This is a genomic window from Streptomyces sp. NPDC029292 (assembly GCF_055569295.1).
Window position 1 is genome coordinate 247983 of sequence record NZ_JBVHXR010000007.1, and the last position, 24794, is coordinate 272776.

A 24794-nucleotide genomic window follows, 5' to 3' on the forward strand; every position below is an offset into this window, starting at 1 on the left:
GCAACGGCGGCTACGGCTACGGCTACGGCCCGCCCTACCTCTCGTACAACCCCTCGATCGCCCTGCTGAAGTCCCGTTCGATCGCCGTCCTCCTGAGCTTCATGGAGGGGGTCAGGTGGCCCGCCTCCTCCGTGAAGTCCACGGGGAGGACGGTGAAGCGGCGGATGGACTCCGGGCGGGAGACGAGTTTGTTGGCCTCGTCGACGGCGCGTTGGAGGATGGAACGCAGCTCCGGGTCGTCGGCGAGGAGTTCGGCGGGGACGGCGTGTTTGCCGTTCATCTGGCGCCAGTGGGTGATGCCCTCGGGGTCGAGGGTGAAGAGGGCGGTGACGTACGGGCGGCGGTCGCCCAGCACCATGCACTGGGCGATCAGGGGGTGGGAGCGGAGCCAGTTCTCCATGGGCGCGGGGGCGACGTTCTTGCCGCCCGCCGTGATCAGGATTTCCTTCTTGCGACCGGTGATGGTCAGGTAACCCCCGTCGTCCAGCTCTCCGATGTCGCCGGTCGCGAACCAGCCGTCCGGGGACGCGTCGACCACGCCGCCCGCGTGCGGGTCCCAGTAGCCGCGGAAGAGCTGACCGCCGCTCAGCAGGACCTCCCCGTCGCCCGCTATGCGCACCCGCGTGCCCGGGAGCGGCCAGCCCACCGTCCCCAGCCGGGGTTTGACGGGAGGCGTGACCGTCGCGGCGGCGGTCGTCTCCGTCAGTCCGTACCCCTCGAAGATCTCGATGCCGGCGCCCGCGTAGAACGCGGCGAGGCGACGGCCGAGCGGGGAGCCCCCGCAGATCGCGTAACGGACCCTGCCGCCGAGGGCGTTGCGGATGCGCCGGTAGACGAGCGGGTCGTAGAGGGCACGGGCGGCGCGCAGACTGCGGCTCGGCCCCGGACCCGTGCCGTGCTGGCGGGCCTCCACCGCCTCGCCGTACTTCCGCGCGATGCCCGCCGCCCGGTCGAAGGACGAGCCGCGGCCCATGCGTTCGGCCGTCGCGCGGCCCGTGTTGAAGACCTTCTCCAGGACGTACGGGATGGCCAGCAGGAAGGTCGGTTTGAAGGACTTGAGGTCCGCGAGCAGATCTTCGGTCTGGAGGCTCGGCGCGTGGCCCAGTTTCACCCGTGCGCGCAGACAGGCGACCGCGACCATCCGCCCGAAGACGTGCGAGAGGGGGAGGAAGAGGAGGGTGGACGCAGGGTCCTGGGTGCGGGATTTGAAGATCGGGTAGAGCAGCTCGACCGCGTTGTCGACCTCGGCGAAGAAGTTGCCGTGGGTGAGGACGCAGCCCTTGGGGCGGCCGGTCGTGCCCGAGGTGTAGATGAGGGTGGCGAGTGTGTCGGGGCCCAGCACCCCGCGCCGTACGGCGACTTCCTGGTCCGGGATGTCCTGGCCCAGCTCGGCCAGCCGCTCCACGTGGCCCTTCTCGAAGACCCACATGTGCCGCAGGTCCGGGATCCGGTCGAGTTCCGGGCCGAGCGCCGACGCCTGCGCGACGGTCTCCGTGGCGAGGGCGACGGCTCCCGAGTCCTGGAGGATCCAACGGGTCTGGAAGACGGACGAGGTGGGGTAGACGGGCACCGTGACGAGGCCCGCGGCCCAGGCGGCGAAGTCGAGGAGCGTCCACTCGTACGTCGTCTGCGCCATGATGGCGATGCGGTCGCCCGGGACCAGGCCTTCCGCGATCAGCCCTTTCGCCACCGCCAGGACCTGCGCGGCGAACTCGGCCGCGGTCACGTCCGTCCAGCCGCCGTCCGGTGTCTTCCTGCTGAGGACCGCCTCGTGTGGAGCCTCGGCCGCGTTGTCGAACGGGATGTCCGCGAGGGAGCCGTGCGTCACCGTGGCGACCAGCGGCGGCATGGACACCTCGCGTACGACGCCGTCCAGCCGCCTGATCTCGGGCTCCATGAGCGGAGGTTCGGGGGAGTACAGGCTGGACACGGGGCGGCTCCTTGTCTGCCGGGGGCCAGGGCGGGTGGCTGAGGGCGCGAATCCTCATACGGGCCTGGCAGGTGGGGGGTTCATGCGGGCGGTGGGGACGGCGCCGGCAACCGGGTGAGACAGCGGATCGTACGGTGCCCGCGTGTGGGGTTTGTGGGTCTTTGGGGCGGGCGCGGTGCGAGTTACCCCGGGTATCTTGGGTTTTTTCGCCCCCGCCGCCCCTACCCTTCCCGTCCCTGGGGGCTGCGCCCCCAGACTCCCGCTATCGGCCTGAACGGCCTCGCCCTCAAACGCCGGACGGGCTGGTGACGTAGCCTTACCCTGGGTAACCTTACTCGGGAGTAAATTTACGTCCGAGCTGGGAGTTGGACCATGGCCGACCGCTATCTGCACTGCATCGCTGGTCGGCTGAACGGCCCGCCCTGGAAGGGGAGTTGGGGAACCCTCATCGTCCCTGGGGGCTCCGCCCCCCAGACCTCCGTATCGGCCTGAACGGCCTCGTCCTCAAACGCCGGACGGGCTAAAAGATCTCACGCCCCGCAGCTGGAGGCCTCCCGTGCACACCCTCACCCTCACCAAACCCCCCGCCCTCACCTCCCTCCTCACCCGCGGCGCCCTCCTCTCCCCCCTCAAGCGGCCCCGCCCCGACGCCGCCGTCCCCCCGGCCCGGCTCGTCCTCCCCTGCGTACGCGTCGACCTCGCTCGGCTCGCCGCCTATGAGCGCGTCTGCGGGTTCGCGACCGGCGCCGACGCGCTGCCCGTCACGTACCCGCACGTCCTCGGATTTCCGCTGGCCATGCGGATCATGGCGAGCCGCGCGTTTCCGCTGCCGCTGCTCGGGCTGGTCCACACCTCGATCGAAGTCACGCAGCACAGAGAGCTTGCCGCCACAGCGGAGTACGAACTCGGCGTGCACGTCGAGGGGTTGGCGCCGCACCGGCGGGGCACCGAGGCGACCGTGGTGACGGAGGTGCGGGCGGGTGGCGGGCTCGTGTGGGAGTCGAGAAGTACGTATCTCGCACGGCACAAGACGACCGGGGCCCCCGCGGCGGAGCGAGCGGAACAAACCGAACGGGCCGACCTGGCCGACCTGGCCGAGCACACCAAGCACTCCAAGCAGGCCGAGCAGGCCGAGCAGGCCGAATGGCGCCTCGCCGAAGACGTAGGACGCCGTTACGCAGCCGCCTCCGGCGACCGCAACCCCATCCACCTGTACCCGCTCACCGCCCGCCTCTTCGGCTTCCCCCGGGCCATCGCGCACGGCATGTGGACCGTCGCGCGCTGCCTCGCCGAGTACGGCCCGCAGGACGCGGTGACGGTGCGCGCCGAGTTCAAGGCTCCCGTTCTTCTGCCGGGCACCGTCACCTACGCCGCCGAAGGTCCCGCCTTCGAGCTGCGCGGAGGAGACAGGGTGCACGTCACCGGCGACGTGAGGTCTTCAGCCGCCTGACGGCGGGGACCAGGGGCGGCCCTCCATGAGGTCGCCCAGGCCCGCCCAGGCGAAGTTCATCAGGGTCGCGGCGGCCTGCTTGGCGGAGACGCCGGGGGTGGCGTTGGCCCAGGCGGCCAGGGACTCGGCGGCGCCGACCAGCGCCTCGGCGAGCCCGGCGACCTCGCGCTCGGGCAAGGACGGATCGCGGTGCGCCTCACGGGCGGCGACGACGATCAACTGCGTGACGAACACGACGATTTCCTCGCGCATCGCGGAGACCTCGGCCGCGAACGGCTCGCCGTGCGTACGGGCCTGGAGATGCAGTACCGCCCAGCCGTCGGGGTTCTCGGCGGTGTGCGTGAAGAACGCCCGCAGCCCTTCCCAGAGTTGACGGTCGGCGGGCAGTCCGGGCTGGACGCCCGCGCGCACGGCCGCGGTGAGCGCCTGGGCCTCGCGCCGGATGCAGGCGGTGAAGAGGTCTTCCTTCGAGTTGAGGTACAGGTACACCAACGGCTTGGACACGCCCGCCAGATCAGCGATCTCGTCCATCGACGCGGCCCGGTACCCCCGCTGCCCGAAGGTCCGTACGGCGGCGTCCAGCATCTGCTGTTCGCGCACCGCACGCGGCATCCGCTTGTTCTTCACAGCACCCATGCGGGCAAGCGTACGATCGGCCGCCGCCGGGCCGTGCCGGGAGGAGTACTCCGAGGGGTGTTACGAGGTCTGGCCCTGCGCGCCGCGCGCGCTGTCGTCCGCGATGTCCTCCTGGCTGCGGTTGCTCTCCAGGTTGGCCTTCATGCGGTCCACGCGCGCGACGACCTGGGCCGAGGCACGGTCGCGCTCCTTGCGCAGGACGACGAAGCTGATGGGTGCGGAGATCAGCAGGGAGAGCAGGACGACCCACATGTAGTTGGAGTCACCGAGTCCGCGCGGGGCGATACCGGAGTAGACGAGGCCCCAGACGACCACGAGGCAGCCCGCGAAGATCCCAAGGCGCATCAGCGTGTAGCGGCCCATGTCAATCCACTCTTCCGTTCCGAATCCGTTTCGAACGTTCCCAAAGGGCACCGTCCAGTGAAGCACGCCCGGGCGGCGATCTTGCACGGGGGCCGTATCAGTCCAGCGGGGGCCGTATCAGTCCAGCGAGAGCCACATCATGATGTCGTCGCGGTAGTCGTCCGCGGAGACCCGCAGTCCCCCGGGCACCCGGCCCACCTCCTTGTAACCGCAGGAGGCGTAGAAGTGCTCCAGGCCCAGCCCGCCCCGGCAGGTCAGCTTCAGGGCCTCCAGGCCCAGCGCGCGGGCGTGCTCCTCGGCCGCGGCGAGAAGCGCCCGGCCGTGGCCGCCGCGCTGGAGCGACGGGTCGACCATGACCGTGGTCAGCCAGGCCCAGTGGTGCTGGAGCCGGTGCGTGTTGAAACCGAGGAAGGCGGTGGCGCGCAGCCGTCCGGCGCCGTCGAGCCCGGCCAGCACACGGTGGCGGCCCTCGGCGAGCGTGCCCGCGTAACGTTCGGTGTCCGGGCGTACGTCGTCGTACGTCACCGGGAGGTCCGGGAAGCCGACCGCGCCGCCCGCGTTGCTGACGTCCGCCCACAGCCGGGTCAGCTCGTCGAGGAACGCGGGCGTGATCTCGGGGTCAAGCCGGAAGGTCAGCTCCCCGGTCAGCAACGTCATCTGCTCCATGGTCAACGAGCCTAAGCTCCGCCACCCGGCCCGCCGTGACCGGGTCGAACGCCTTCACATACGCCAGCTGCACCCGCCCCACGCACCCGCGCGACAGCTTCACGTCCCCCGAACCGGTGCCGTAGTGGATCGCGGTGACGCCCTCGGCGACGGCTAGCTGGAGCAGCTCGTAATAGAGGAGGCCGAAGTAGAGGGGGACGTCTCCCTTGACCGCGTAGTCGTAGCCGGTCTGGCGGGCGTACATCTCGCCGCGGTGGGTGAAGAAGAGGACGAAGCCGGCGCGCTGTCCGTCGAGCTCGGCGGTGAGCACGCGGACGGTGTCGCCGGTGTGCCGCGCGATGCTGTGCAGGACGCGGCGGAAGGCGTCCGCGTCGGCGGGGGTGCCGTACTTGGCGTACAGGTTGAGTTCGAGCGGGGCGATCTCGTCGATGAGGCCCTCGCTCAGCCCTCGCAGGCGGTACGTCACGCCCGCCGCGTCCATCGCCCGCAGGTCCCGTCGGATCCGGCGCCGCGTCTCGCGCCCGAAGCGCGCCCGGTAGGCGTCGAAGCCGCCCTCGGCCGCGGACGGCACGTCGAGGGAGTACGTCGTCTCGAACGGCAGGTCCATGTATCCGGCCCCGGCGAGGGCCGCCCGAAGCAGGTCGTCGTCCTCGTCGGCATACAGGAAGCACACGGACCGCATGCCGTCCTCCCGCGCCCGCTCCTCGGCGGCGTCGAGCACCGCCCGCAGCGCGCCCCCGTCCACGGCGGCCGCCTTCCCGTGCGAGGGATTCCGCCCGCCGAGCGCCAGCGCGGGCATCAGATCCTCCGCCCAGGGCACGTCATAACGGCGCCCGAGCACGAAATCGGGGCGGCAGAAGACGTACGGCGCATCGGCTTCGAGAGGGTGGGCGGGGAGCGCGGCAAGCAGGTCGTCGCCCCGGTGCGCCGTGAAGTAGTACGGCGCGGTCGCCGCCGTGGCATACGCGTGCCTCAGCCACGGGGTCGCGGAGAAGAAGGCGCGGGCGCCGAAACCGGCGTCCCAGGCGGCGTCCAGACCGTACGGGCTGCGCTGGATCCGTACCTTCACGCGGACCCCTCCGCTCCGGCGACGACCACCGGGGTCAGCTGGCCGAGCGCCGCGTCCGCGCAGCGCAGGGCGTCGCCCGCGGTGTCGGCGGTGGCGACCACCGTGCCGAGGTAGTCGAGGTTGCTCTGCGCGGGCTTGACGGGCTTGCCGTTCTTGGGGTGGAGGATGACGGCGACGACGCCCGGGACCCGGCGGGCCAGCTCCGCGCCCTCGACCCCGGCCAGCACGCCTGCCGTCGACGCGGTGAGGTAGCGGGAGACGGCGGCGCGGGACTGGGTCGGGGTGAGGCCGGCGGGGCGGCCCGCGTGGAGGAGGGTGACCTCGCGCTGCATGTGGATGCCGGTGGACTCCATGATCAGGCGGGGGATCTCGGCGCCCGCCATCCGCCCGTTGATCTCCACGATGTACGGGCCGTCCTGGGTGACCTTGACCTCGACGTGCGCGGCGCCGAAGTCATGGCCGACGGCGCGCAGGGCGCGTATCGCGAGGTCCGAACAGGCCGTCCGCACCGGCTCCGAGAGCACGGACGGGAAGATCTCGCCCAGCTCGGCGAAGTACGGGTGGGGGCCCAGCGCCTTGTCGGTGAGGCCGATGACCCGGTGCTCCGTCCCGTCGTACACGATCTCGGCGCTCAGCTCGTAGCCGATCAGGTACTCCTCGACGAGCGCGCCGGGGCGGCGCGGCTGGCCGCGGAAGTTCAGCGGTACGGAGGCGATGGCGTGGTGGGCGGCGGCGACCTCCGCCGGCGTGCGGCACAGGCTGACGCCGATGCTCGCCGACTCGGTCATCGGCTTCACCACCACCGGCAGCCCGAACTCCTTTGCGGCGGCGAGCGCGTCCGCCTCGGTCACGGCCTGCGTGAAGCGCGGTACGGCGACGTCGGCGGCGCGCATCTTCTCGCGCTGGACGAGTTTGTCGCGGCAGGCGGCGGCCGCGTCCACGTCCATGCCGGGCAGCCCGAAGTGGGCGGCGAGTCGGGCGACGATCGGGATGTTGTAGTCCGTCACCGTCATCACGCCGCGCAGGGCGCCGTCGGCGTGGAAGGGGGTGAGCGCCTCGATCACGGCCTCGACGGAGTTGGTGTCGGCGGTGAGGATGCCGTCGATGTACTTCGCGTACACCTCGTCGGCGGTGGAGACGGCCCGGTAGCGGTCGGGGTCGTTGCTCACCAGGACGGCGCGGTAGCCGAGTTCGTGGGCGGCGCGCAGCGGGGTGAGCCCGAAGTCGGAGAGCTGGCTCTCGATGACCGCGATGACAGGGGTGGCTTCAGGGCTCATGCGGAGTTCCTTTCCAACGGGGTTGTCGCCGCCGCGATGGGACGCCGGGCGGCGCCGACGAGGACGAGGGCGAGCGCCGTGCACGCGGCGGGCATCAGCAGCGCGGGCGAGGCGCCGAGGTGCTGCGCGACGACGCCCGCCGCCGCGGACCCGGCGGCGCTCCCGGCCTGGATGAAGCTGCCCACGCCCGCGAAGGCCTGGGTCATCCGCCCGTCCTCGGTCATGTCGCCGATGAGCTGGAACTCCTCGGCTCCGGCTGGCGCGATGGGCGCACCGCTGCCCACCAGCAGCACGGCGAGCACGACGACGGCGACGGTGCCGTGCGCCAGCGCGGCAAGCGGCAGCAGGGCGAGGCCGACGGTGAGGACCACGAGCAGCCGTACGTAACGGGCGTACGTCGTCCCCGGCCGCAGCCGCGCCCCGTACACCAGGCCGCCCACCACGCTGCCCGCCGACTGCGACGCGAGCAGCACCCCGGCGAGCGCGGTCGGCGACCCCGCGTCGTCCAGCAGCGCGGTGACCGCGACGGCCAGCGCGCTGGAGAGGGCGGCGGTCAGGCCGATGGCGGTGAGGACGGTGAGCGCGGCGACGGGTCTGCGCGGCCGGCGGGCGGCGGCGGTGGCGGCGGCGGGCGTGGGGCGCAGGTTCCGTACGGCGGGTGTCCGCGCGTACGTCCACGCGCCCACGGCCATCACCACCGCGGCGGCCAGCAGCGCCTTCCGGGCGCCGATGGTCGCCGCCAGCAGGGTGATCAGCGAGGGCCCCGCGATGAACAGGAACTCGGTCAGCGTGGCCTCGAAGGAGTACGCCCGCTGCCGCAGCTCCTCGTCGTCGGTGAGCCTCGGCCACAGCGCGCGCATGGAGGCGCCGACGGGCGGGGCGGTGGCTCCCGCGATCAGCGCGCACCCGAACAGCACGGCGACGGGGGCGTTCCCGGCGGCGTACGCCGTGCCGAGCAGGGCCACGTAGACCGCGGTGCCGAGCACGCGGAGCACGGTCGTGGCCCGCGCCCGGTCCATCAGCCGCCCGGCGACCGGCTGCCCGCACGCGCTGCCCACGGCGTACGCGCCCGCCGCACCGCCGGCCACGCCGAACGACCGTCCCGTCTCCACCACGGCGAGCAGCAGCGCCACCGGCACCATGGTCACGGCGAGCCGCGCGCAGGCGGCGAAGACGACGGCGTCCCGGGCACCGGGGAGGCGGAGGAGTTCGGCGTAGCGCGCGACGAGCCCGCTCCTGCGGGGCCCCGCGCTCATGCGGGGACCTCCGCGAACCGGAACACGTCCTCGTCCGTCTCCGCCCGCCACACCACGTCCGCCCGCTCCCCCTCGACGGCGACCACCCCCGCCCGCGTCCGGATGAAGTTGTTGCTGCGGCCCAGCGCGTACGCGCCCGAGTCGTGCATCACCAGCAGGTCGCCCACGTCCAGGTCGGCCGGCAGGTCGGAGTCCGGGGCGTGGATGTCCGCCTCGTAGCAGAGCGGGCCCGCCAGGGACCAGGGGACGAGGTCCGGCGAGAAGTCGCGGCCGACCGGCTGGAAGCGGTGGACCTCGCCCGTGCCGGTCCAGGGCGCGATGTGGTGGCCGGCGTCGAGGATCAGCCAGCGGGAGCCGGGGAGTTCCTTGCGGGACATCACGCGGGTGACCAGGCACATCGCGTCGGAGACGAGGAGGCGCCCGGGCTCGCACGCCAACACCGTGTCCGCCAGGCCGAGTTCGGCCATCCTTTTGTCGACGGCGGTGAGGAAGGCCGCCGGGTCGAGTCCCGGGCCGGGTGAGCGGTCGCTGCCGCGCGGCCGGAGAATCCCGGGCACGCCGAAGCCGCCGCCGATGTTGACCTCCCGTACCCCGAGCCGCGCCGCCTCGGCCAGCACCGGGTCGAGGGCCGCGAGCAGCAGCTCCGGGAACACGATCTGGCTGCCGAGATGCGCGTGGACGGCGGTCAGCCGCAGATGCGGGGCCGCGCGGACGGCCCGCACGACGCGCTCCAGCTCCCGTGAACCGGTCGGCCAGCCGAACCTCCCCCGTACGGCGATCCGTTCGGCCCGCGCCACGAACGCCGGGTCGGCGGACGTGGCGACGGGCAGCCCGGGAAACAGCCGCAGCCCGACCTCCGCCCGCACCCCGGCCGACGCCGCCGCCCGCTCCAGCGCCGCGACCTCGTGCTCGCCGTCGATGTTGACGCGCACCGACTCCCGTACGGCCAGAGCGAGTTCGTCCTCCGTCTTCACCGGCCCGTTGAAGACGATGTCCTCCGGCGCGAACCCGGCGCGCAGCGCGGCCCGCAGCTCGTACCCGGACACCACGTCCGCGCCGAGACCGCGCGCCGCGAACCGCTCGCACAGATACGGCAGGTAGTTGGTCTTGACCGAGTAGTACGCCCGCCCCGGCCGCGCGAGAGTGCCGAGCGCGGCCAGCAGGTCGTCCGCGGCCCGCTCGGCCCGCGCGATGTCCAGGACGTGCACGGGGGTGCCGTACCGCCCCGCGATCTCCGCGAGCCGCTCCCCGTCCCAGCCCCCGGCGACGCCGGTCATCGGCCACTCCCCCCTGTGATCAGCCGGAACCCGGCGTCGATACGGTCCAGTTCGAGCAGCCCGGCGTGCCGCCGCGCCCACGCCCCGGACTCCAGGTCCTCGCGCAGCCGCCCGACGCCCCGCCGCACCGCGTCCCCGTCGGTCAGCGCGAACGCGGAGCAGGAGCGGCGGCGGGCGGGGTCGAGATAGGCGCGGGGCCGCCGCCAGAAGGCGGTCATGAAACCGTCGGTGAAGTCGTGCCACACGGGCAGGACCTGAACGTCGACCGGCACACCCAGCAGCTCCGTGAGGTGCGGCAGCGGCGGCACCCGGGACTCCTCCGCCTCGGCGATCTCCGGCAGGTACTCCCGGGTCAGCCAGAAGTCGCGCTGCACCGCCATGTCGTAGGTGACGACCCCGAACCGCCGTGCCACCCGCCGCAGTTCGGCGACCCCGGCGGCGAGATCCGTCCAGTGGTGCACGGTGAGCACGGCGAGCGCGACATCGAACTGCCCGGTGTCGAAGGGCAGTTCCTCGGCCCGTCCGATCAGACAGGGCGCGGCACCGGGCGGACGCTGGGCGCGCATCGCCGCCGACGGTTCCACCGCGAGCAGCGGCACGTCCTCGGGCTCGTACGAACCCGCGCCCGCGCCGATGTTGATGACATTGCGCGCGTCCCCGACGGCGGCCCGGATCAGCGCGGCCCAGCGCGGATCGGGCCGGCGCACCCCCGCGTAGCCGACGCCGATCCGGTCGTAGAGCGCGGCCTGCTCCAGCAGGACCTCGGCCCCCATCGCGCTACGCCCGCTGCTCCTGGAGGACCTTCGCCTCCCACTCCTCCCCGTACCGCCGCTCCTCCCACGGATTCACGGCGATCAGCCACACATCGCGCAGCCCGCCGCTCTCGTCGAGGTGCTCGATGTCGGTGGCGTGGTGGAACATCTCGCGGTCGTTGAGCGCGATGGCCTGCCCCGGCCGCAGCACCGTACGGAAGAACGGCTCGCCGCCGCCCGGCGGCATCAGCTGGGTCTCGCCGCCGCCGATGTTGTGACGGCGGCTGACCGCGGTGACGGTGTAGTGGTGGCCGTCGCGGTGCGGGCCCTCGGGCACGGCGACGCCCTTGACGCCGGGGGCGGAGACGATGCGTACCTGGTGCACGTTGAGCTGCCAGGCCGCGTCCCGGTCGAGCCCGATGGCCTCGGCGGCGGCGGAGATCAGCGCTGTCGGTACGACGGTGAGCGGCTCGAAGCCACGCGCCTGGCCGCCGACGAGCGGGTTGTACTCACGCGCCTGCGCGAACTCCCGGTGCGGCAGCAGCTCCGGCGTCCAGCTTTCCTCGTGCGTCAGCCGGAACTGCGAGTAGCGGCGGTAGCGCTGCCGAGACCCCGTGTACTTGTCGAGCGGAAGCTTCGCGAACTCCGCCAGCGCCTCCTCGTCCAGCGCCGGAATGTCGAAGATCGTGAACCCTTGTGCGTTGAGTCCCATGCTGCGTCCAACTCCCCTTCTGGATCAGCTGGTTGACGAGGGATCAAGACTGTAGTCAGCGCAGTCAACACGCGTAGATGTCTGCGTGTTAATTCGAGGTTTCCGGGAGCTTTGATTCCACCGTGACGACACGCGAGGCAAACGCGACAAGCCCCCGGCGTCGGCCGGGGGCTTGTGGGAAGTGTGCGGGTGGGAAGTGTGCGGGCGGGAAGTCAGACCCGCATCGGCTGCGGCGACTCCCGACGCTCCGGGTCCGCACCGTCGTACTCCCGGATGATCTCGTACCGCGTGTTCCGCTCCACCGGCCGGAACCCGGCGTCCCTGATCAGGTCGAGCAGGTCCTCGCGGGTCAGCTTGTTCGGCGTGCCGTAGTTGTCCGCGTCGTGCGTGATCTTGTACTCGACGACCGAGCCGTCCATGTCGTCGGCGCCGTGCTGGAGGGCGAGCTGGGCGGTCTGGACGCCGTGCATGACCCAGAAGACCTTGACGTGCGGGACGTTGTCGAAGAGGAGGCGCGAGACCGCGAAGGTCTTCAGGGCCTCGGCGCCGGTCGCCATCTGCGTACGCGCCTGAAGGCGGTTACGCACCTTGCCGTCCTTCATGTCCACGAAGTCGTGCTGGTAGCGCAGCGGGATGAAGACCTGGAAGCCGCCGGTCTCGTCCTGGAGTTCACGGAGCCTGAGGACGTGGTCGACGCGGTGGCGGGGCTCCTCGATGTGCCCGTACAGCATCGTGCACGGGGTCTTGAGACCCTTCTCGTGCGCGAGCCGGTGGATGCGCGACCAGTCCTCCCAGTGGGTGCGGTGGTCCACGATGTGCTGCCGGACCTCCCAGTCGAAGATCTCGGCGCCGCCGCCGGTCAGCGACTCCAGACCGGCGTCGATCAGCTCGTCGAGGATCTCGGAGGCGGAGAGCCCGGAGATGGTCTCGAAGTGGTGGATCTCCGTGGCCGTGAACGCCTTCAGCGAGACGTTCGGGAGGGCCTTCTTCAGCTCGCTGAGCGACCGCGGGTAGTAGCGCCACGGCAGGTTCGGGTGCAGGCCGTTGACGATGTGCAGCTCGGTGAGGTTGTCGTTCTCCATCGCCTTGGCGAGGCGGACGGCCTCCTCGATGCGCATCGTGTACGCGTCCTTCTCGCCCGGCTTGCGCTGGAACGAGCAGTACGCGCAGGACGCGGTGCACACGTTCGTCATGTTGAGGTGACGGTTGACGTTGAAGTGGACCACGTCACCGTTCTTACGGGTGCGCACCTCGTGCGCGAGCCCGCCGAGCCAGGCCAGGTCGTCCGACTCGTACAGCGCGATGCCGTCCTCGCGGGTCAGCCGCTCACCGGCCCGGACCTTGTCCTCCAGCTCGCGCTTGAGTCCGACATCCATGCGTTTACCTCTTCCTGTGACGAACCGTGTCAACCGTACTCCCCCACCCTCCGGGCGGGAGGGGCCCCCATCAGGCACTTCGTGCCCTAGCCTTCCTCAGGCAGCTCCCCGACCCGGTTCTCCCACTTCGTGGAGAGCACGATGGTCGTACGCGTACGGGAGACACCCTTCGTCCCCGACAGCCGCCGGATGGTCTTCTCCAGGCCGTCCACGTCGCTCGCCCGCACCTTGAGCATGAACGAGTCGTCGCCCGCGATGAACCAGCAGTCCTCGATCTCGCTGAGGTCCCGCAGACGACGGGCCACGTCCTCGTGGTCGGCGGCGTCGGAGAGCGAGATGCCGATCAGGGCGATGACGCCGAGGCCGAGCGAGGCCGAGTCGACCGTCGCGCGGTAACCGGTGATGACGCCCGCCGCCTCCAGCCGGTTGATGCGGTCGGTGACGCTGGGTCCCGACAGACCGACGAGGCGCCCCAGCTCCGCGTAGGAGGCCCGGCCGTTCTCCCTCAGGGCCTGGATGAGCTGCCTGTCCACCGCGTCCATGCGATTGAAGCCTTCCACTGAAAAGGTCTGAAGAGTTCCTGAAAGTGCTGAAGTGCTGAAGTGCTGCGTGCTGAGTGCTGAGTGGTCGTGCGCGTTGCTCAGGTGGTGCTCACGTAGTGCTCAGGTGGTGGTGCCGCCGCGCGAGCCGCCGCCCAGCTCGCCCTCCCACCGCCGGTACAGGTCGTGCTCGACGCCCGCCGCGTCGAGCACCCGCCCGGCGACGAAGTCCACCAGGTCCTGGATGTGCGTGGCCCCCGCGTAGAACGCCGGTGAGGCCGGCAGTACGGTCGCGCCCGCGTCGTCCAGGGAGACCAGGTGGCGCAGCGTCTGCCCGTTCAGCGGAGTCTCCCGTACGGCGACGACCAGCTTGCGCCCCTCCTTGAGCGTCACGCTCGCCGCCCGCTGCAACAAGTCCTTGGAGAGGCCGAGGGCGACTCCGGCCACGCAGGCGGTGGAGGCGGGCACGATGAGCATGCCCTTGGCGGGGTACGAGCCGGAGGACGGTCCGGCTGCCAGGTCACCCGCGCTCCAGTGCCGTACGGCGTCGATACGTCCCTCGAAGGCGGCGAAGGTGCCGGGCTTCCCGTCGGCGCCCCGCGCCAGCCATTCCCGCAGGTCGTTCTGCCAGTGGGCGTCCCGGAAGGGGAGGCCGGTCTCGTCGAGCAGCGTGAGCCGCGAGGCCCTGCTGACGACCAGGTCGACGCTCTCCCCCGCCTCCAGAAGCGCACGCAGCACAGCGGCGGCGTACGGCGTACCGGACGCGCCCGACACCCCCACGATCCAAGGCCGGCGCTGCGTCTGTCCTGGCTTCATGATGCCGAGCCTATCCGCAGCCTGCCCGGAATCAGACCGTGAGCCCACGCACCAGCAGATCGAGCAGGGCGCACACGAACAGCGCGATGCCGATGAAGCCGTTGACGCTGAAGAACGCGCGGTTCAGCCGGGACAGGTCGTGCGGCTTGACGATGGAGTGCTCGTAGAGGAAGGCGCCCGCGACGATCAGCAGGCCGAACCAGAAGAAGGCTCCGGCGCCGGTGGCGAGGGCGTACCAGACGAAGAGGCCGGTGGTGACGGCGTGGCAGCCGCGCGCACCCCAGATCGCGGCCGGAATCCCGAAGCGGGCCGGCACCGACCTCACGCCGACCTCACGGTCCGTCTCGACGTCCTGGCAGGCGTAGATCAGGTCGAAGCCGCCGATCCAGATGCCGACCGCGAGGCCGAGGATCACCGCGTCCCAGGACCAGGCGCCGGTGATGGCGATCCAGGCGCCGATCGGACCCATCGCCTGGGCGAGACCCAGGATGGCCTGCGGGAAGTTCGTGAACCGCTTGCCGTACGGATACACGACCATCGGGATCACCGCGATGGGCGCGAGCGCGAGGCACAGGGGGTTGAGCAGGGCCGCGGCGCCGAGGAAGAACACCAGGGCGACCAGCGCGCCCGTCCAGGCGTGCTTCACGCTCATCGCGCCGGTGACCAGCTCGCGATGGGCCGTACGAGGATTGCGGGCGTCGATCTCGCGGTCGATGATCCGGTTCGCGGCCATGGCGAAGGTGCGCAGGCCGACCATCGCGATCGTGACCAGCAGCAGCCGGCCCCAGTGGATGTTCTTGTCCCACTGGAACATCGCGGTCAGGGCGGCGGTGTACGCGAAGGGCAGCGCGAAGACCGAGTGCTCGATCATCACCAGGCGCAGAAAGGCCTTGGTGCGTCCCGGCTGCGGGAGCGCCGCGGAAGCTGAACTCACAGCCCGTACTCCTTCCAGCGGCGGTCGACCGTCGCCGCCGTCTCCGGGTCGGACAGCACCATCTCGGGCCATCCCCCGTCCCGTGTGTAGCCCTCCTCGGGCCACTTCTTCGTCGCGTCGATGCCCGCCTTGCCGCCCCAGAACTGCTGGTAGGAGGCATGGTCGAGGTGGTCGACCGGCCCTTCGACGACCGTGAGGTCACGGCCGTAGTCGGTATTCCCCAGCGCCCGCCACGCGACCTCGTGCAGATCGTGCACGTCGCAGTCCGAGTCGACGACCACGATGAGCTTCGTCAGGGACATCATGTGCGCGCCCCAGATGGCGTGCATCACCTTTTGGGCGTGCTTGGGGTACTTCTTGTCGATCGCGACGATCGCGCAGTTGTGGAAGCCGCCCGCCTCGGGGAGGTGGTAGTCCACGATGTCCGGCACGATGATCTTCAGGAGGGGGAGAAAGAACCGCTCCGTCGCCCGACCGAGAGGTCCGTCTTCCGTCGGGGGCCGGCCCACGACGATCGACTGGAGCAGCGGCCGCTTCCGCATGGTGACGCAGTCGATGGTGAGGGCCGGGAAAGGCTCCTGCGGCGTGTAGAAGCCGGTGTGGTCGCCGAACGGGCCCTCCGGGAGCATCTCCCCGGGCTCCAGCCACCCCTCCAGCACGACCTCGGCCTGCGCCGGCACCTGGAGCGGCACCGTCTTGCAGTCCACCATCTCGATCCGCTTGCCCTGGATGAACCCGGCGAAGAGGTACTCGTCGATGTCACCGGGCAGCGGGGCGGTCGAGGCGTACGTCACGGCGGGCGGACACCCGAAGGCGATCGCGACCGGCAGCCGCTCGCCCCTGCGCGCCGCCACCTGGTAGTGGTTCCGGCTGTCCTTGTGGATCTGCCAGTGCATGCCGATGGTGCGCTTGTCGTGGCGCTGGAGGCGGTAGAGCCCGAGATTGCGGATGCCGCTCTCCGGGTCCTTGGTGTGCGTCAGGCCCAGGTTGAAGAAGGAGCCGCCGTCCTGGGGCCAGGTGAAGAGGGCCGGGAGGGCGTCGAGGTCGACGTCGTCCCCGCGCAGCACCACTTCCTGGACCGGCGCTTCCTTGACCTTCTTCGGCGGTACGTGCGTCATCGCGCCGAGCTTCCCGAAGGCCTCGCGCACCCCGACGAACCCGTGCGGCAGCTCGGGCCTCAACAGCCCGCCGATCTTCTCGGAGATCTCGCCGTACGACTTCAGCCCGAGCGCCTTGAGCAGCCGCCGGTCGGTCCCGAAGACGTTCATGGCGAGCGGCATCGCCGACCCGCGCACGTTCTCGAAGAGCAGCGCCGGTCCACCGGCCTTCTGTACCCGGTCGACGATCTCCCCGACCTCGAGATACGGGTCGACCTCGGCCTTGATGCGCTTGAGGTCACCCTCGCGCTCCAGAGCCCGGAGCAGGGAGCGAAGATCGTCGTAAGCCATGGGTCCAAGTATCGGACACCGGCTACCCTGTGGCCGTCACCGGGGGCCCGTGCCGCCCCGCCGTCGTTCACTGGGGGATCGTCCGGCCATGCTCAGGTATCTGCCGTTTCTGCTGGTCCTGGCGCTGTGGATCTACGCGTTCATCGACTGCCTGAACACACCCGAGGAAGAGGTCCGGGGCCTGCCGAAGGTGGTCTGGGTGATCATCATCCTGCTCTTCGGCGAAGTGCTCGTCGGGCCGATCGCCTGGCTCGTCGCGGGCAGGGCCCGCAAGGTTCCCGCGGGCGGGTCCACGCCCTCCGAGTGGCATCGCAACCACCGCACGGAGTTCGTCGCGCCCGACGACAACCCCGAGTTCCTCAACTCGCTCAAAGCCGAAAACCGCAAGGACGAGGCACTCTTGAAGGACTGGGAGGCCGACCTGCGGCGCCGCGAGGAGGAGCTGCGCCGGCGCGAACAGCAGGGCAGGGCGGAAGACGAGTCCTGACATGGAACTGCGACTGCTCGTGACCTTCGAGAAGGTCGCGACCGTGCTGAGCTTCACGCAGGCCGCGGCCGAGCTGAAGTACGCGCAGTCCAGTGTGACCAGTCAGGTCCGCGCTCTGGAGTCCTCGCTCGGCACGGAGCTCTTCGACCGGCTCGGCAGCCGTATCCGGCTGACGGAGACGGGCGAGCGGCTGCTCCCCTATGCCCGGCAGATCATCGAGCTGAGCGAGGAGGCGCGGGCGGCGGTCGCCGGCGCGGAGGAGCCCTCCGGCGCCCTCACCGTCGGCACCATGGAGTCGCTGACCTCGTACCGGCTGCTGCCCCTCCTTGAGCTGTTCCATCACCGCTATCCGGGAGTACGGCTCTCGCTGCGGACGACGATCGGCGACGAGACCCGGCAGGCGCTGCGGCAGGGGACGTACGACGTCGGCTTCCTGATGGAGGAGGAGACCGAGCACGCGGGTCTGGAGGCGGAGGTGCTGGCGGTGGAGCCGCTGGCGTTGGTGGCCGCCCCCGGCCACCCACTGGCACAACCGTCGGCCGTGCTCACCTCCGACCTCGTACGGGAGTCGCTGCTCGCCACCGAACCCGGCTGCGCCTACCGGGACTTGTTCGAGCGGGAGCTCAACTCCCTTTCCCCCGTGTCCTTCACGGAGTTCGGCACGATCGAGGCGACCAAACGCGCCGCGGCGGCCGGTCTCGGGATCGCGCTGCTGCCCGAGGTGACGGTCGCCGCGGAGTTGGCGGAGGGGACGCTGGTGCGGCTGCCGTGGAAGCCGCCGTTCACGCTTCGGACGCAACTGGCGTGGCGGGCCGGGAAGCGGCTTCCGGCGCATGTGCGGCTGTTCGCCGAGCAGGCGCGGCGGCTGGTGCGGGAGCAGACTTCGCCAGGGTGACCTTCAGGCTGGCCGTCACGATCAGCGGGACGCCGAGGGCCTGGACGAGGCCGATGTGGTGCCCGTACACCGCCCAGTCCATGACCATCGCGACGGCCGGATAGGTGAAGGCGAGGACGGCGATCTTCGCGGTCGGGAGCTTGGCGTAGGCGGCGTACATCAGGACGTACATCAGGCCGGTGTGGATGACCCCGAGCCCGACCAGCCAGCCCCAGTCCGCGCCGGTGCCGGCCATCGCGCCGAAGTCGGCGAAGGGGAGCAACAGGGGGATGCCGACGAGGACTTGGACGAGCGCGATGAGGTGCGGGCGGACGCCGGTGACGCGCTTGGTGACGAGGGTGGACAGACCGTAGAGGAGCGCGGCGAGGAGGGCCTGGCCGATGCCGGTCAGATAGCTGCCGCCGCCGGTGAGATCCGCCGGGGTGACACCCGAGACCAGGATCAGCCCCGCGAAGGCGACCACGATCCAGCCGACCTTCGCCACCGTGAGCCGCTCACGGAAGAGGAGGGCGCCCAGCAGGACCACGTAGAACGGCTGGGTGTGGTAGACGACCGTCGCGACGGAGATCGACGTGTTCTCGTACGACTGGAAGAGGAAGACCCAGTTGAAGACGATGAACACGCCGCCGAGTGCGGCGAGGGCGAGCTTGCGCGGGGTGAAGCCGTGGTCGCGGAAGTAGCCGCGGGCGAGGGCGTAGCCGCCGAGGGCGAGGGCGCCGAAGAGGACGCGGAAGAAGACGACGTTGAAGGGCGAGGCACCGGACTCGACGACGAAGACGCCGAGTGTGCCGGAGAGCATCATGGCGGCGGTCAGCTGGGTGGTGCCCTTGCTTTCGAGTGCGCTCTTGGAGGTCATGGCCCGAAGGTAGGAGCGGGGGCCGGGGCCGGTCCACGAGCCAGTGGGGCGTCCTGCCGATGGGCTCATCGGCGCCGCCGATACCTACAGGTCGGCTGAAACCTACAGGCCGGCCGCTACCTACAGGCCGGCCGCTACCTACAAGTCGGCCGATACCTACAGGTTGTACGCCGACGAGCCTCCCGAAGCAGACAATGCGCCCCTGGGCCGGGACCCGGGCGGGCCGGACACTTACCGGGCATGACGACTGCTCCCGCCAGTTCAGCCCCAGCCCTCTCCCCCGAGTACGGCGACAAGGTCATCGCCGTCGAGACGGCGGGCTCGGAACCGATCCCGGACGCCGAACGGCACGGCACCCCACTCCAGCTGCTGTGGACGTGGGCCTCCCCGAACATCGAGTTCGCGACCGTCTACATCGGCGTGATCTCGGTCCTCTTCTTCGGCCTGAACTTCTGGCAGGCGTCGGCGGCACTGCTGCTGGGCACCGCGCTGGGGGCGCTCACCCAGGGCGTGCTGTCCCTGGACGGCCCCCGCTTCGGGGTGCCGCAGATGGTGATCGGCCGCCTTTCCTTCGGCTACCAGGGCAACCTGCTGCCGTCCGGCGTCAACGCCCTGGTGGCGGGCGTGGGCTGGTTCGCGGTGAACAGCGTGAGCGCGGCCTTCGCGCTGAACACGCTGACGGGCCTCAGGCCCCTGCCCTCCCTGCTGCTCGTGGTGGTGGCGGAGATCGCGATCGGCTTCATCGGCCACAACTTCGTGCACGTCTTCGAGAAGTACGCGTTCCCGGCGCTCGCGGTGGTCTTCCTGCTGGCGGGCGTGTGGACGTTCAAGCACGCGGACCTCGGCGGGGGCGGCTCGGGCGGCGGCATCGGCGGCTTCCTGCTCGCGTTCAGCACGGCCTGGGGGTACGCGGCGGGCTGGAACCCGTACGCCACGGACTACTCGCGCTACCTGCCGCGCACGGCGAGCAGGCTCAGGACGGTGCTGTATCCGGCGGCCGGTCTGTTCGTGTCGGTCGCGCTCGTGTCGATCATCGGCGCGGCCTCGGCGACGATCGTGGCACCGCAGGGCGGGACCCCCACCGCCGCCTTCACCGGCCATCTCCCGGGCTGGCTGGGCGACTTGACGCTGCTCGCCATCATCCTCGGCGGCATCTCGGCGAACGCCCTCAACATCTACTCCTCCGCGATGTCGATGACCTCGCTCGGCCTGAAGCTGCCCGCCTGGCTGGGCCGCAGCGCGCTGGTGGTGCTGTCCGGAGTCGTAGGCACGGCGGCCGCGTGGGCGTCGCTGTCGGACGCGGGGGCGGCGTACGAGGCGTTCCTGCTGGTCATCGCGTACTGGGTGGGTCCGTGGCTGGGCGTCGTGCTGGTGGAGCGGTGGCTTCAGGGCCGTACCGCCTCGGACGAGGAACTGGCCCACCGCATGGGAGACCGCTCCTTCACCAACTGGCCCGGCCTGACGGCCCTGCTGGCCGGCGTCGCGGTCTCGGTCCCGCTCTTCTCCAACCAGGAGAAGTACGTCGGGTGGGTGCCGAAGCATTGGGCGTCCTTCGGCGACATCACGTGTCTGGTGGGGTTCGCGGTGAGCGCGGGACTGTACGCGGTGCTGCGCGGACGTTTCGCCGCCAAGGCCTGAGAGAACACCGGCGGTCGCTCCCCTGTCGCGACTGTCGCCCTCGTCGGCCAGGTCAACTCCAACTGGCCGACAGGGGAGGTCATGTCCTCGTCCAGCGCTGCGATGCGGTTCCGGACACGCAGGTCGAGGTGACCGGCCAGCCTGCGGACTCGTCGAGGCACCGGCTGTTGTAGATGTTCTGCAGGGTGCCGCCGGAGCCCGTGCGCCAGGACAGCTGGGTGCTCTGGTCGCAGTCGGCCGTCACGATGTTGTAGGAGCTCACACTCAGACACTTGCCGGTGTGCTCGTTGACCACGTGGAATGCGCCGCCCGACACGCTCTTGTAAGCCCATGAGGCCGCCGGGCTGTCCGAACATGCTCCGAGGACCGCTCCGCTGTAGTCGCTCATCACCAGGCACTGGCCGTCGGCGGCGTTCGTGAGCTGGTAGTAGCCGCTGGCGGGGGCCTTCGTCGAGGTGCCGCCGGAACTGCTTGAGCTGCCCGAGCTGCTACTGCTTCCGCCCGAGCCGTCCGAGGTGTCGGAGCCGTCGGAGCTGTCCTGCGCGCCCGTGCTTGTGCTCGTGCCCCCGGCGTCCGCCTGCGTCCCGCCTGTCCCCTTGCTCTTGCCCTTGCCCTTGCCCTTGCTCTGATCCGCCGACGAGGACGGCGACTTCGCCGTGCCCGAGGAGGGGGACGTGGGGTCGAGTGACGCCGACACCGAGGCGGAGGGGGTGGTCCGTGCCTCGTCGTCCGGCGAGGACGTGTACGGCAGCAGCTGGATGGCGAGGGTCGTGCCGGTCGCCACGACCACGACGGGAACGACGGCGAACAGGACGCGGGTCCGGCGGCGTTCGCGTCGTTTCGGGTCCGGGGCGGCCTCTGGGGTCGGCTCCGACTCCGGAGGCTTCGGCTTGTCCGATTCCGCCTTCGGCTCGGGGGAGGGCAGGGTCGGCACGGGACGGGCGGGCAGCTTGTCGGCATCCGGCACCGTCGCGGCGAAGGCGGCCCGCTCGGACAGCGGCTCGGCGATGGTCTCCGGCCACGGCGGATCGGCGAACGGCCCATGCCGCTCGGTGAGTTCGGCGAGTTCGGCGGCGGTGGGACGGCCCTCGGGATCCTTGCCGAGGCAGGACGCGACGACCTCGGCGAGTTCGGGATCCAGCGCGCGCAGCGGAGCCAGGTCGGGCTCCTCGTGGACGATGCGGTACAGCACGGCGTGCCCGGAGTCGTCGCCGAAGGGCGGCCGGCCGCATGCCGCGTACGCGGCCATCGACCCCAGCGCGAACACATCGACGGCACCGGTCAACCGCCGTGCCCCCGAGGCCTGTTCGGGCGACATGTAGGCGGGCGTGCCCACGACCACGCCGGTCATGGTCAGCTGGCTCTGTTCGGCGGCACGGGCGACACCGAAGTCGATGAGGGTGAGGCCGTCAAGGGTCAGCATGACGTTGGACGGCTTGAGGTCCCGGTGCACCATGTCCAGCGCGTGCACCGCGGCCAGACCCGAGGCCGCCTCACGCAGCAGCAGCCACAGCGCGTCGGCGGGCAGCGGATGTCCGTGCAGTTCGACGGCCTCCCGCAGGGTGAGCCCGGGGACGTACGCGGTGGCGAACCACGGCGGTCGTGCGTCGCGGTCACTGGCGAGCAGCGGCGCGGTGGCCTCCTCGGGAAGCCGGGAGAGGTTGTCCAGCTCATGTCCGAAGCGCCGCAGGAAGTCCTTGTCCTCGGCGACGACGGAGGGCAGCACCTGCTTGACGGCGGCGTACCGCCCCTCGTGCACGCCGAGATACACCCGCCCCATGCCGCCGGACCCGAGCCGGCCCACCAGCGGGATCTCCCCGATCCACCGCGGATCCTCCGCCTCCAGCGATTCGGCTCCGCTGCCGTTCAGATCTGTCACGCCTGCCCCGTTTTCCCCGTTCACGGTCATTCCTCTGTCAGTGCGCGTACGCGTTTCAGCGCGCGTACGCGCCAAGGCCGATCAAGCAGTAAACGTACTGATTGATCGGCGTCCCGTTGAGGGTATAGGTGGAGGAAAACGCGTACTGCGTACGGGAGTTGCTGTCGCAGCGACTCATGTCCGACGTCAGCGGGATCGTCGCCCTGTGGATCCAACCTCGCGTCGAGTCGGGCGAGCTGGCCCCGCTTCCCCTGCCGTTGATCGAGTCCCTGGTGCTGGGCCCCGTCATCGGCGTCGCACGGCGGTGGCTGTCCGGGGTGGGCGACGTGGACCTCGACGAGGCCGCGCAGCTCCTGCCGGACAGGATCTGGCGGTCGGTCAGCGGAGAGCCGACATGAACGCCGCCCAGGCGGAACGGGTGATGACGAGGACCGGGCCGTGGGCGTTCTTGCTGTCACGGACGGGGACGAAGTCGGGGATAGCGGGGGCTATTTCGATGCAGTCGCCGCCGTTGTCGCCCGGCAACGCGAGCTCGGCGGAGCCGTGGACGGTCGGGCAGCCGGAGCTCTACCCCACAGGCCTGTCGGTCGCCGGGTTCTCCATCCTCGGGCTGGCCAAGACGGCACCGGGCGAGCTGCGCGCGATCGCCGAGCGGGCCTTCGCGGCGGTGGTCGACGGTTCCGTATCCCTGCCGGTGACCGGGGAGTTCGGGCTGGAGGACGCGGCTGAGGCCCACCGAATGATGGGGACACGGAGCAGCACCGGGAAGCTGTTGCTGCGGGCGGGGGGAGACTCGCCGCGCAGTTCCTTGCGCCCCTGAAAGACCGGTTTGTTCGTCGGGTTCGGGTGAGTGGGGGTTGCTCGCGCAGTTCCCCGCGCCCCTAAGAGCCGGCCTCGCTGCACTGTCGTACCCCCCGGCTACTCTTCACCGCCATGACGACCACCCGCCGCAACCCTCTTTCGAAGGTCCTGACGTCTATGCCGGGAGTCGGCGTCAGGACCGGAGCCAGGATCCTCATCGAGGTCGGTGACGGCAGCACCTTCCCGACCGCCGGCCACCTCGCCGCTTACGTCGGCCTCGCACCCGCGACCCGCAGTTCAGGTTCGTCGATCCGCGGCGAACAGCCGTCGCGGAGGGGAAACGAGCAGCTCAAGCGGGCCTTCTTCCTCTCCGCATTCGCTGCCTTGGGCGACCCGGCGTCGCGGGCCTACTACGACAAGAAGATCACGCAGGGAAAGCACCACACGCAGGCCCTGCTCTGCCTCGCCCGGCGCCGGGCAGATGTCCTCTTCGCGATGCTCCGGGACGGCACCTTCTACGAACCGCAGCCTGTTCGGGCGGTCGCTCCGCAGACCTAGACCATGGTCAGGAGGTGGTCCGTGGGGCCGTAGTCGATCTTCCAGTCGGCATAGACACCCACGGCGCCGTCCTTCTGGCACCGCAGCCCAACGGTCACCCAGCGGACCGACCCGTCGCCAGCGAGCGAGAATGCGACTGCCGTCTCGAACTCCTCGCTCCCGCACGGGCAGCCGGCCTCGCCAGGATCCGCGTCCTCCCAGAACTCCTCGCTATCCGCGATGAACGCGCGGCCGCCGCAACCAGCGCACACCCGCTCGGCTCCGCCCTCGACATCGTCAACGAGCACGAAGAACACGCGCCCGCCGCAGACGCCGCAGACGGAAGGAACGATCTTCACCGGACGGTCGTCGGCAGCGTTCTGGAGAAACACCGCGAGGTCCGCAGAGACACCCTCGCCAACCTGATCATCAGCATGCACTGGCACATCGTTCCAGACGTCCGAACCAGCACCCATCCACCTTGACCAAAGGCATAGGGGCACCCCCGGCACCGTGAGCACCGAGCCATAAGCCGCCCTGCCCAGTGCTCCCCTTACCGCTCGCCGGCTTCGTCTTCGGCCCCCAGGCGTACGACGCGTCCGTCGCTCCTGGCGTGCGTCCCCCGCTCCATCGCCTCACGGGCGGCGGCGGGCAGGTCGATCGTGTTGATGACGATGCGGTTGATCCGGATGCCCCACTTGCCGGTGGCTTCGTCGAGGATGCCGCGCAGGGCCGCGCTGATCTCCTCGCGGGAGCTCAGGATGCGTTCCAGGTCCATGTAGCCGCAGATGTCGCGCAGGGAGATGGCCGTGAGCTGCTCGATGGCCCGCAAGTAGCTGGTGACCTCGTAGGTGGCGGCCCGCGCGTCGGTCACCTGGAAGTAGACGACGGTGTCGACCTTGACGGCCAGGGTGTCCAGGGTGAGGACTTCCTGCGGAGGGAACGGCACGACCTGCTCGCGGAGGTCGATCCGATTCCGCATGACGTCGGCGAACGGCACCACGATGTTGAGGCCGGCGTTGAGCGTCCGCGTGTAGCGGCCGAAGCGCTCGACAACGACGGCGTTGGCCTGTGGAAGGCGCCGGATGCACGTCCCCAGGACAAGGGGGACCGCTCCCCCGGCGATCAGGAACCCATAGCGCGTCTTCATCGCGACTCCCCCCGTCCCCCGGGCCACCGTGTCGTGCCCCTCGGATGCCG

Annotated in this window: 23 protein-coding genes and 4 pseudogenes; 7 read left to right on the forward strand and 20 right to left on the reverse strand. The window is 70.6% G+C overall.

What is annotated here, in order from left to right; all coding sequences use genetic code 11:
• Positions 1-34: 34 nt before the first annotated feature.
• Positions 35-1897 (reverse strand): AMP-dependent synthetase/ligase, encoded by a 1863-nt coding sequence (locus ACZ4WS_RS18205; RefSeq protein WP_467981693.1) that lies wholly within the window; start codon positions 1895-1897, stop codon positions 35-37.
• A 589-nt stretch (positions 1898-2486) separates the two neighbouring features.
• Between ACZ4WS_RS18205 and ACZ4WS_RS18210 the strand changes: the two genes are divergently transcribed.
• On the forward strand, positions 2487-3380 hold the full coding sequence (locus ACZ4WS_RS18210) for a MaoC family dehydratase (RefSeq protein WP_467981494.1): 894 nt from the start codon (positions 2487-2489) through the stop codon (positions 3378-3380).
• On the opposite strand, the gene ACZ4WS_RS18215 is transcribed toward ACZ4WS_RS18210, so the two are convergent.
• The 14 genes from ACZ4WS_RS18215 to ACZ4WS_RS18280 form a co-directional block, all read right to left on the reverse strand.
• Positions 3369-4016 carry a TetR/AcrR family transcriptional regulator gene (locus ACZ4WS_RS18215; RefSeq protein ID WP_467981496.1) on the reverse strand — a complete coding sequence of 216 codons (648 nt, stop codon included), beginning with the start codon at positions 4014-4016 and terminating at the stop codon, positions 3369-3371. The genes ACZ4WS_RS18210 and ACZ4WS_RS18215 overlap by 12 nt on opposite strands.
• A gap of 60 nt (positions 4017-4076) precedes the next feature.
• A complete protein-coding gene (locus tag ACZ4WS_RS18220) occupies positions 4077-4379 on the reverse strand; it encodes a DUF4229 domain-containing protein (RefSeq protein WP_467981498.1) in 303 nt (100 codons plus the stop codon).
• Positions 4380-4496: 117 nt separating this feature from the next.
• A complete protein-coding gene (locus ACZ4WS_RS18225) occupies positions 4497-5036 on the reverse strand; it encodes a GNAT family N-acetyltransferase (protein ID WP_467981499.1) in 540 nt (179 codons plus the stop codon).
• Positions 4999-6114: a GNAT family N-acetyltransferase gene (locus tag ACZ4WS_RS18230; protein ID WP_467981501.1), complete on the reverse strand. Its 1116-nt coding sequence runs from the start codon at positions 6112-6114 to the stop codon at positions 4999-5001. The genes ACZ4WS_RS18225 and ACZ4WS_RS18230 overlap by 38 nt, the downstream gene beginning before the upstream one ends.
• Positions 6111-7391, reverse strand: a complete 1281-nt coding sequence (locus ACZ4WS_RS18235) for an ATP-grasp domain-containing protein (protein ID WP_467981502.1) — start codon at positions 7389-7391, stop codon at positions 6111-6113. Before ACZ4WS_RS18235 ends, ACZ4WS_RS18230 begins: the two co-directional genes overlap by 4 nt.
• A complete protein-coding gene (locus ACZ4WS_RS18240) occupies positions 7388-8647 on the reverse strand; it encodes an MFS transporter (protein WP_467981504.1) in 1260 nt (419 codons plus the stop codon). The genes ACZ4WS_RS18235 and ACZ4WS_RS18240 overlap by 4 nt, the downstream gene beginning before the upstream one ends.
• Positions 8644-9924 (reverse strand): diaminopimelate decarboxylase family protein, encoded by a 1281-nt coding sequence (locus ACZ4WS_RS18245; RefSeq protein WP_467981506.1) that lies wholly within the window; start codon positions 9922-9924, stop codon positions 8644-8646. The genes ACZ4WS_RS18240 and ACZ4WS_RS18245 overlap by 4 nt, the downstream gene beginning before the upstream one ends.
• On the reverse strand, positions 9921-10697 hold the full coding sequence (locus ACZ4WS_RS18250; RefSeq protein WP_467981508.1) for a class I SAM-dependent methyltransferase: 777 nt from the start codon (positions 10695-10697) through the stop codon (positions 9921-9923). The genes ACZ4WS_RS18245 and ACZ4WS_RS18250 overlap by 4 nt, the downstream gene beginning before the upstream one ends.
• 4 nt (positions 10698-10701) lie before the next feature.
• Positions 10702-11388, reverse strand: coding sequence for a 2OG-Fe dioxygenase family protein (locus ACZ4WS_RS18255; RefSeq protein ID WP_467981510.1), 687 nt, complete (start codon positions 11386-11388; stop codon positions 10702-10704).
• Positions 11389-11600: 212 nt separating this feature from the next.
• Complete coding sequence (mqnE, locus tag ACZ4WS_RS18260) at positions 11601-12764, reverse strand: aminofutalosine synthase MqnE (RefSeq protein ID WP_467981511.1); 1164 nt, start codon at positions 12762-12764, stop codon at positions 11601-11603.
• An 86-nt stretch (positions 12765-12850) separates the two neighbouring features.
• Positions 12851-13306, reverse strand: coding sequence for an Lrp/AsnC family transcriptional regulator (locus tag ACZ4WS_RS18265; RefSeq protein ID WP_467981513.1), 456 nt, complete (start codon positions 13304-13306; stop codon positions 12851-12853).
• 120 nt (positions 13307-13426) lie between these two features.
• Positions 13427-14119, reverse strand: coding sequence for a UbiX family flavin prenyltransferase (locus tag ACZ4WS_RS18270; RefSeq protein WP_467981515.1), 693 nt, complete (start codon positions 14117-14119; stop codon positions 13427-13429).
• Between the two features lie 31 nt (positions 14120-14150).
• The gene (gene mqnP / locus ACZ4WS_RS18275) at positions 14151-15053 is read right to left on the reverse strand and encodes a menaquinone biosynthesis prenyltransferase MqnP (protein WP_467981517.1); all 903 of its coding nucleotides are present in this window, start codon (positions 15051-15053) and stop codon (positions 14151-14153) included.
• The gene (locus ACZ4WS_RS18280) at positions 15050-16501 is read right to left on the reverse strand and encodes a menaquinone biosynthesis decarboxylase (protein ID WP_467981518.1); all 1452 of its coding nucleotides are present in this window, start codon (positions 16499-16501) and stop codon (positions 15050-15052) included. Before ACZ4WS_RS18280 ends, mqnP begins: the two co-directional genes overlap by 4 nt.
• Before the next feature lie 88 nt (positions 16502-16589).
• On the opposite strand from ACZ4WS_RS18280, the gene ACZ4WS_RS18285 reads away from it, so the two are divergent.
• Entirely contained in the window at positions 16590-16988 is a 399-nt protein-coding gene (locus ACZ4WS_RS18285; protein WP_467981520.1) for a PLD nuclease N-terminal domain-containing protein, read from the forward strand.
• Between the two features lies 1 nt (position 16989).
• On the forward strand, positions 16990-17883 hold the full coding sequence (locus ACZ4WS_RS18290) for a LysR family transcriptional regulator (RefSeq protein WP_467981521.1): 894 nt from the start codon (positions 16990-16992) through the stop codon (positions 17881-17883).
• Here the strand turns inward: ACZ4WS_RS18290 and ACZ4WS_RS18295 are convergent.
• Entirely contained in the window at positions 17771-18739 is a 969-nt protein-coding gene (locus ACZ4WS_RS18295) for a DMT family transporter (RefSeq protein WP_467981523.1), read from the reverse strand. The two genes, ACZ4WS_RS18290 and ACZ4WS_RS18295, sit on opposite strands and share 113 nt — an antisense overlap.
• Before the next feature lie 240 nt (positions 18740-18979).
• Here ACZ4WS_RS18295 and ACZ4WS_RS18300 point away from each other — a divergent pair, with 240 nt between their 5' ends.
• Entirely contained in the window at positions 18980-20377 is a 1398-nt protein-coding gene (locus tag ACZ4WS_RS18300) for a purine-cytosine permease family protein (protein WP_467981525.1), read from the forward strand.
• A gap of 79 nt (positions 20378-20456) precedes the next feature.
• Here the strand turns inward: ACZ4WS_RS18300 and ACZ4WS_RS18305 are convergent, their stop codons facing one another.
• Entirely contained in the window at positions 20457-22256 is a 1800-nt protein-coding gene (locus ACZ4WS_RS18305; RefSeq protein ID WP_467981527.1) for a protein kinase domain-containing protein, read from the reverse strand.
• A gap of 200 nt (positions 22257-22456) precedes the next feature.
• Here ACZ4WS_RS18305 and ACZ4WS_RS18310 point away from each other — a divergent pair.
• Positions 22457-22654, forward strand: a pseudogene (locus ACZ4WS_RS18310) (TetR/AcrR family transcriptional regulator); the annotation flags it as partial.
• Here the strand turns inward: ACZ4WS_RS18310 and ACZ4WS_RS18315 are convergent.
• The gene (locus ACZ4WS_RS18315; RefSeq protein WP_467981529.1) at positions 22635-22781 is read right to left on the reverse strand and encodes a DUF397 domain-containing protein; all 147 of its coding nucleotides are present in this window, start codon (positions 22779-22781) and stop codon (positions 22635-22637) included. The pseudogene ACZ4WS_RS18310 and the gene ACZ4WS_RS18315 overlap by 20 nt on opposite strands.
• On the opposite strand from ACZ4WS_RS18315, the pseudogene ACZ4WS_RS18320 reads away from it, so the two are divergent.
• Both ACZ4WS_RS18320 and ACZ4WS_RS18325 read left to right on the forward strand, forming a co-directional pair.
• A pseudogene (locus ACZ4WS_RS18320) lies at positions 22768-23076 on the forward strand (zinc-binding dehydrogenase); the annotation flags it as partial. The gene ACZ4WS_RS18315 and the pseudogene ACZ4WS_RS18320 sit on opposite strands and share 14 nt — an antisense overlap.
• 131 nt (positions 23077-23207) lie before the next feature.
• Positions 23208-23615, forward strand: a pseudogene (locus tag ACZ4WS_RS18325) (transposase); the annotation flags it as partial.
• Here the strand turns inward: ACZ4WS_RS18325 and ACZ4WS_RS18330 are convergent.
• Positions 23612-24034, reverse strand: coding sequence for a hypothetical protein (locus ACZ4WS_RS18330; RefSeq protein WP_467981531.1), 423 nt, complete (start codon positions 24032-24034; stop codon positions 23612-23614). The pseudogene ACZ4WS_RS18325 and the gene ACZ4WS_RS18330 sit on opposite strands and share 4 nt — an antisense overlap.
• Before the next feature lie 134 nt (positions 24035-24168).
• A pseudogene (locus ACZ4WS_RS18335) lies at positions 24169-24723 on the reverse strand (SPFH domain-containing protein); the annotation flags it as partial.
• Between the last annotated feature and the right edge of the window lie 71 nt (positions 24724-24794).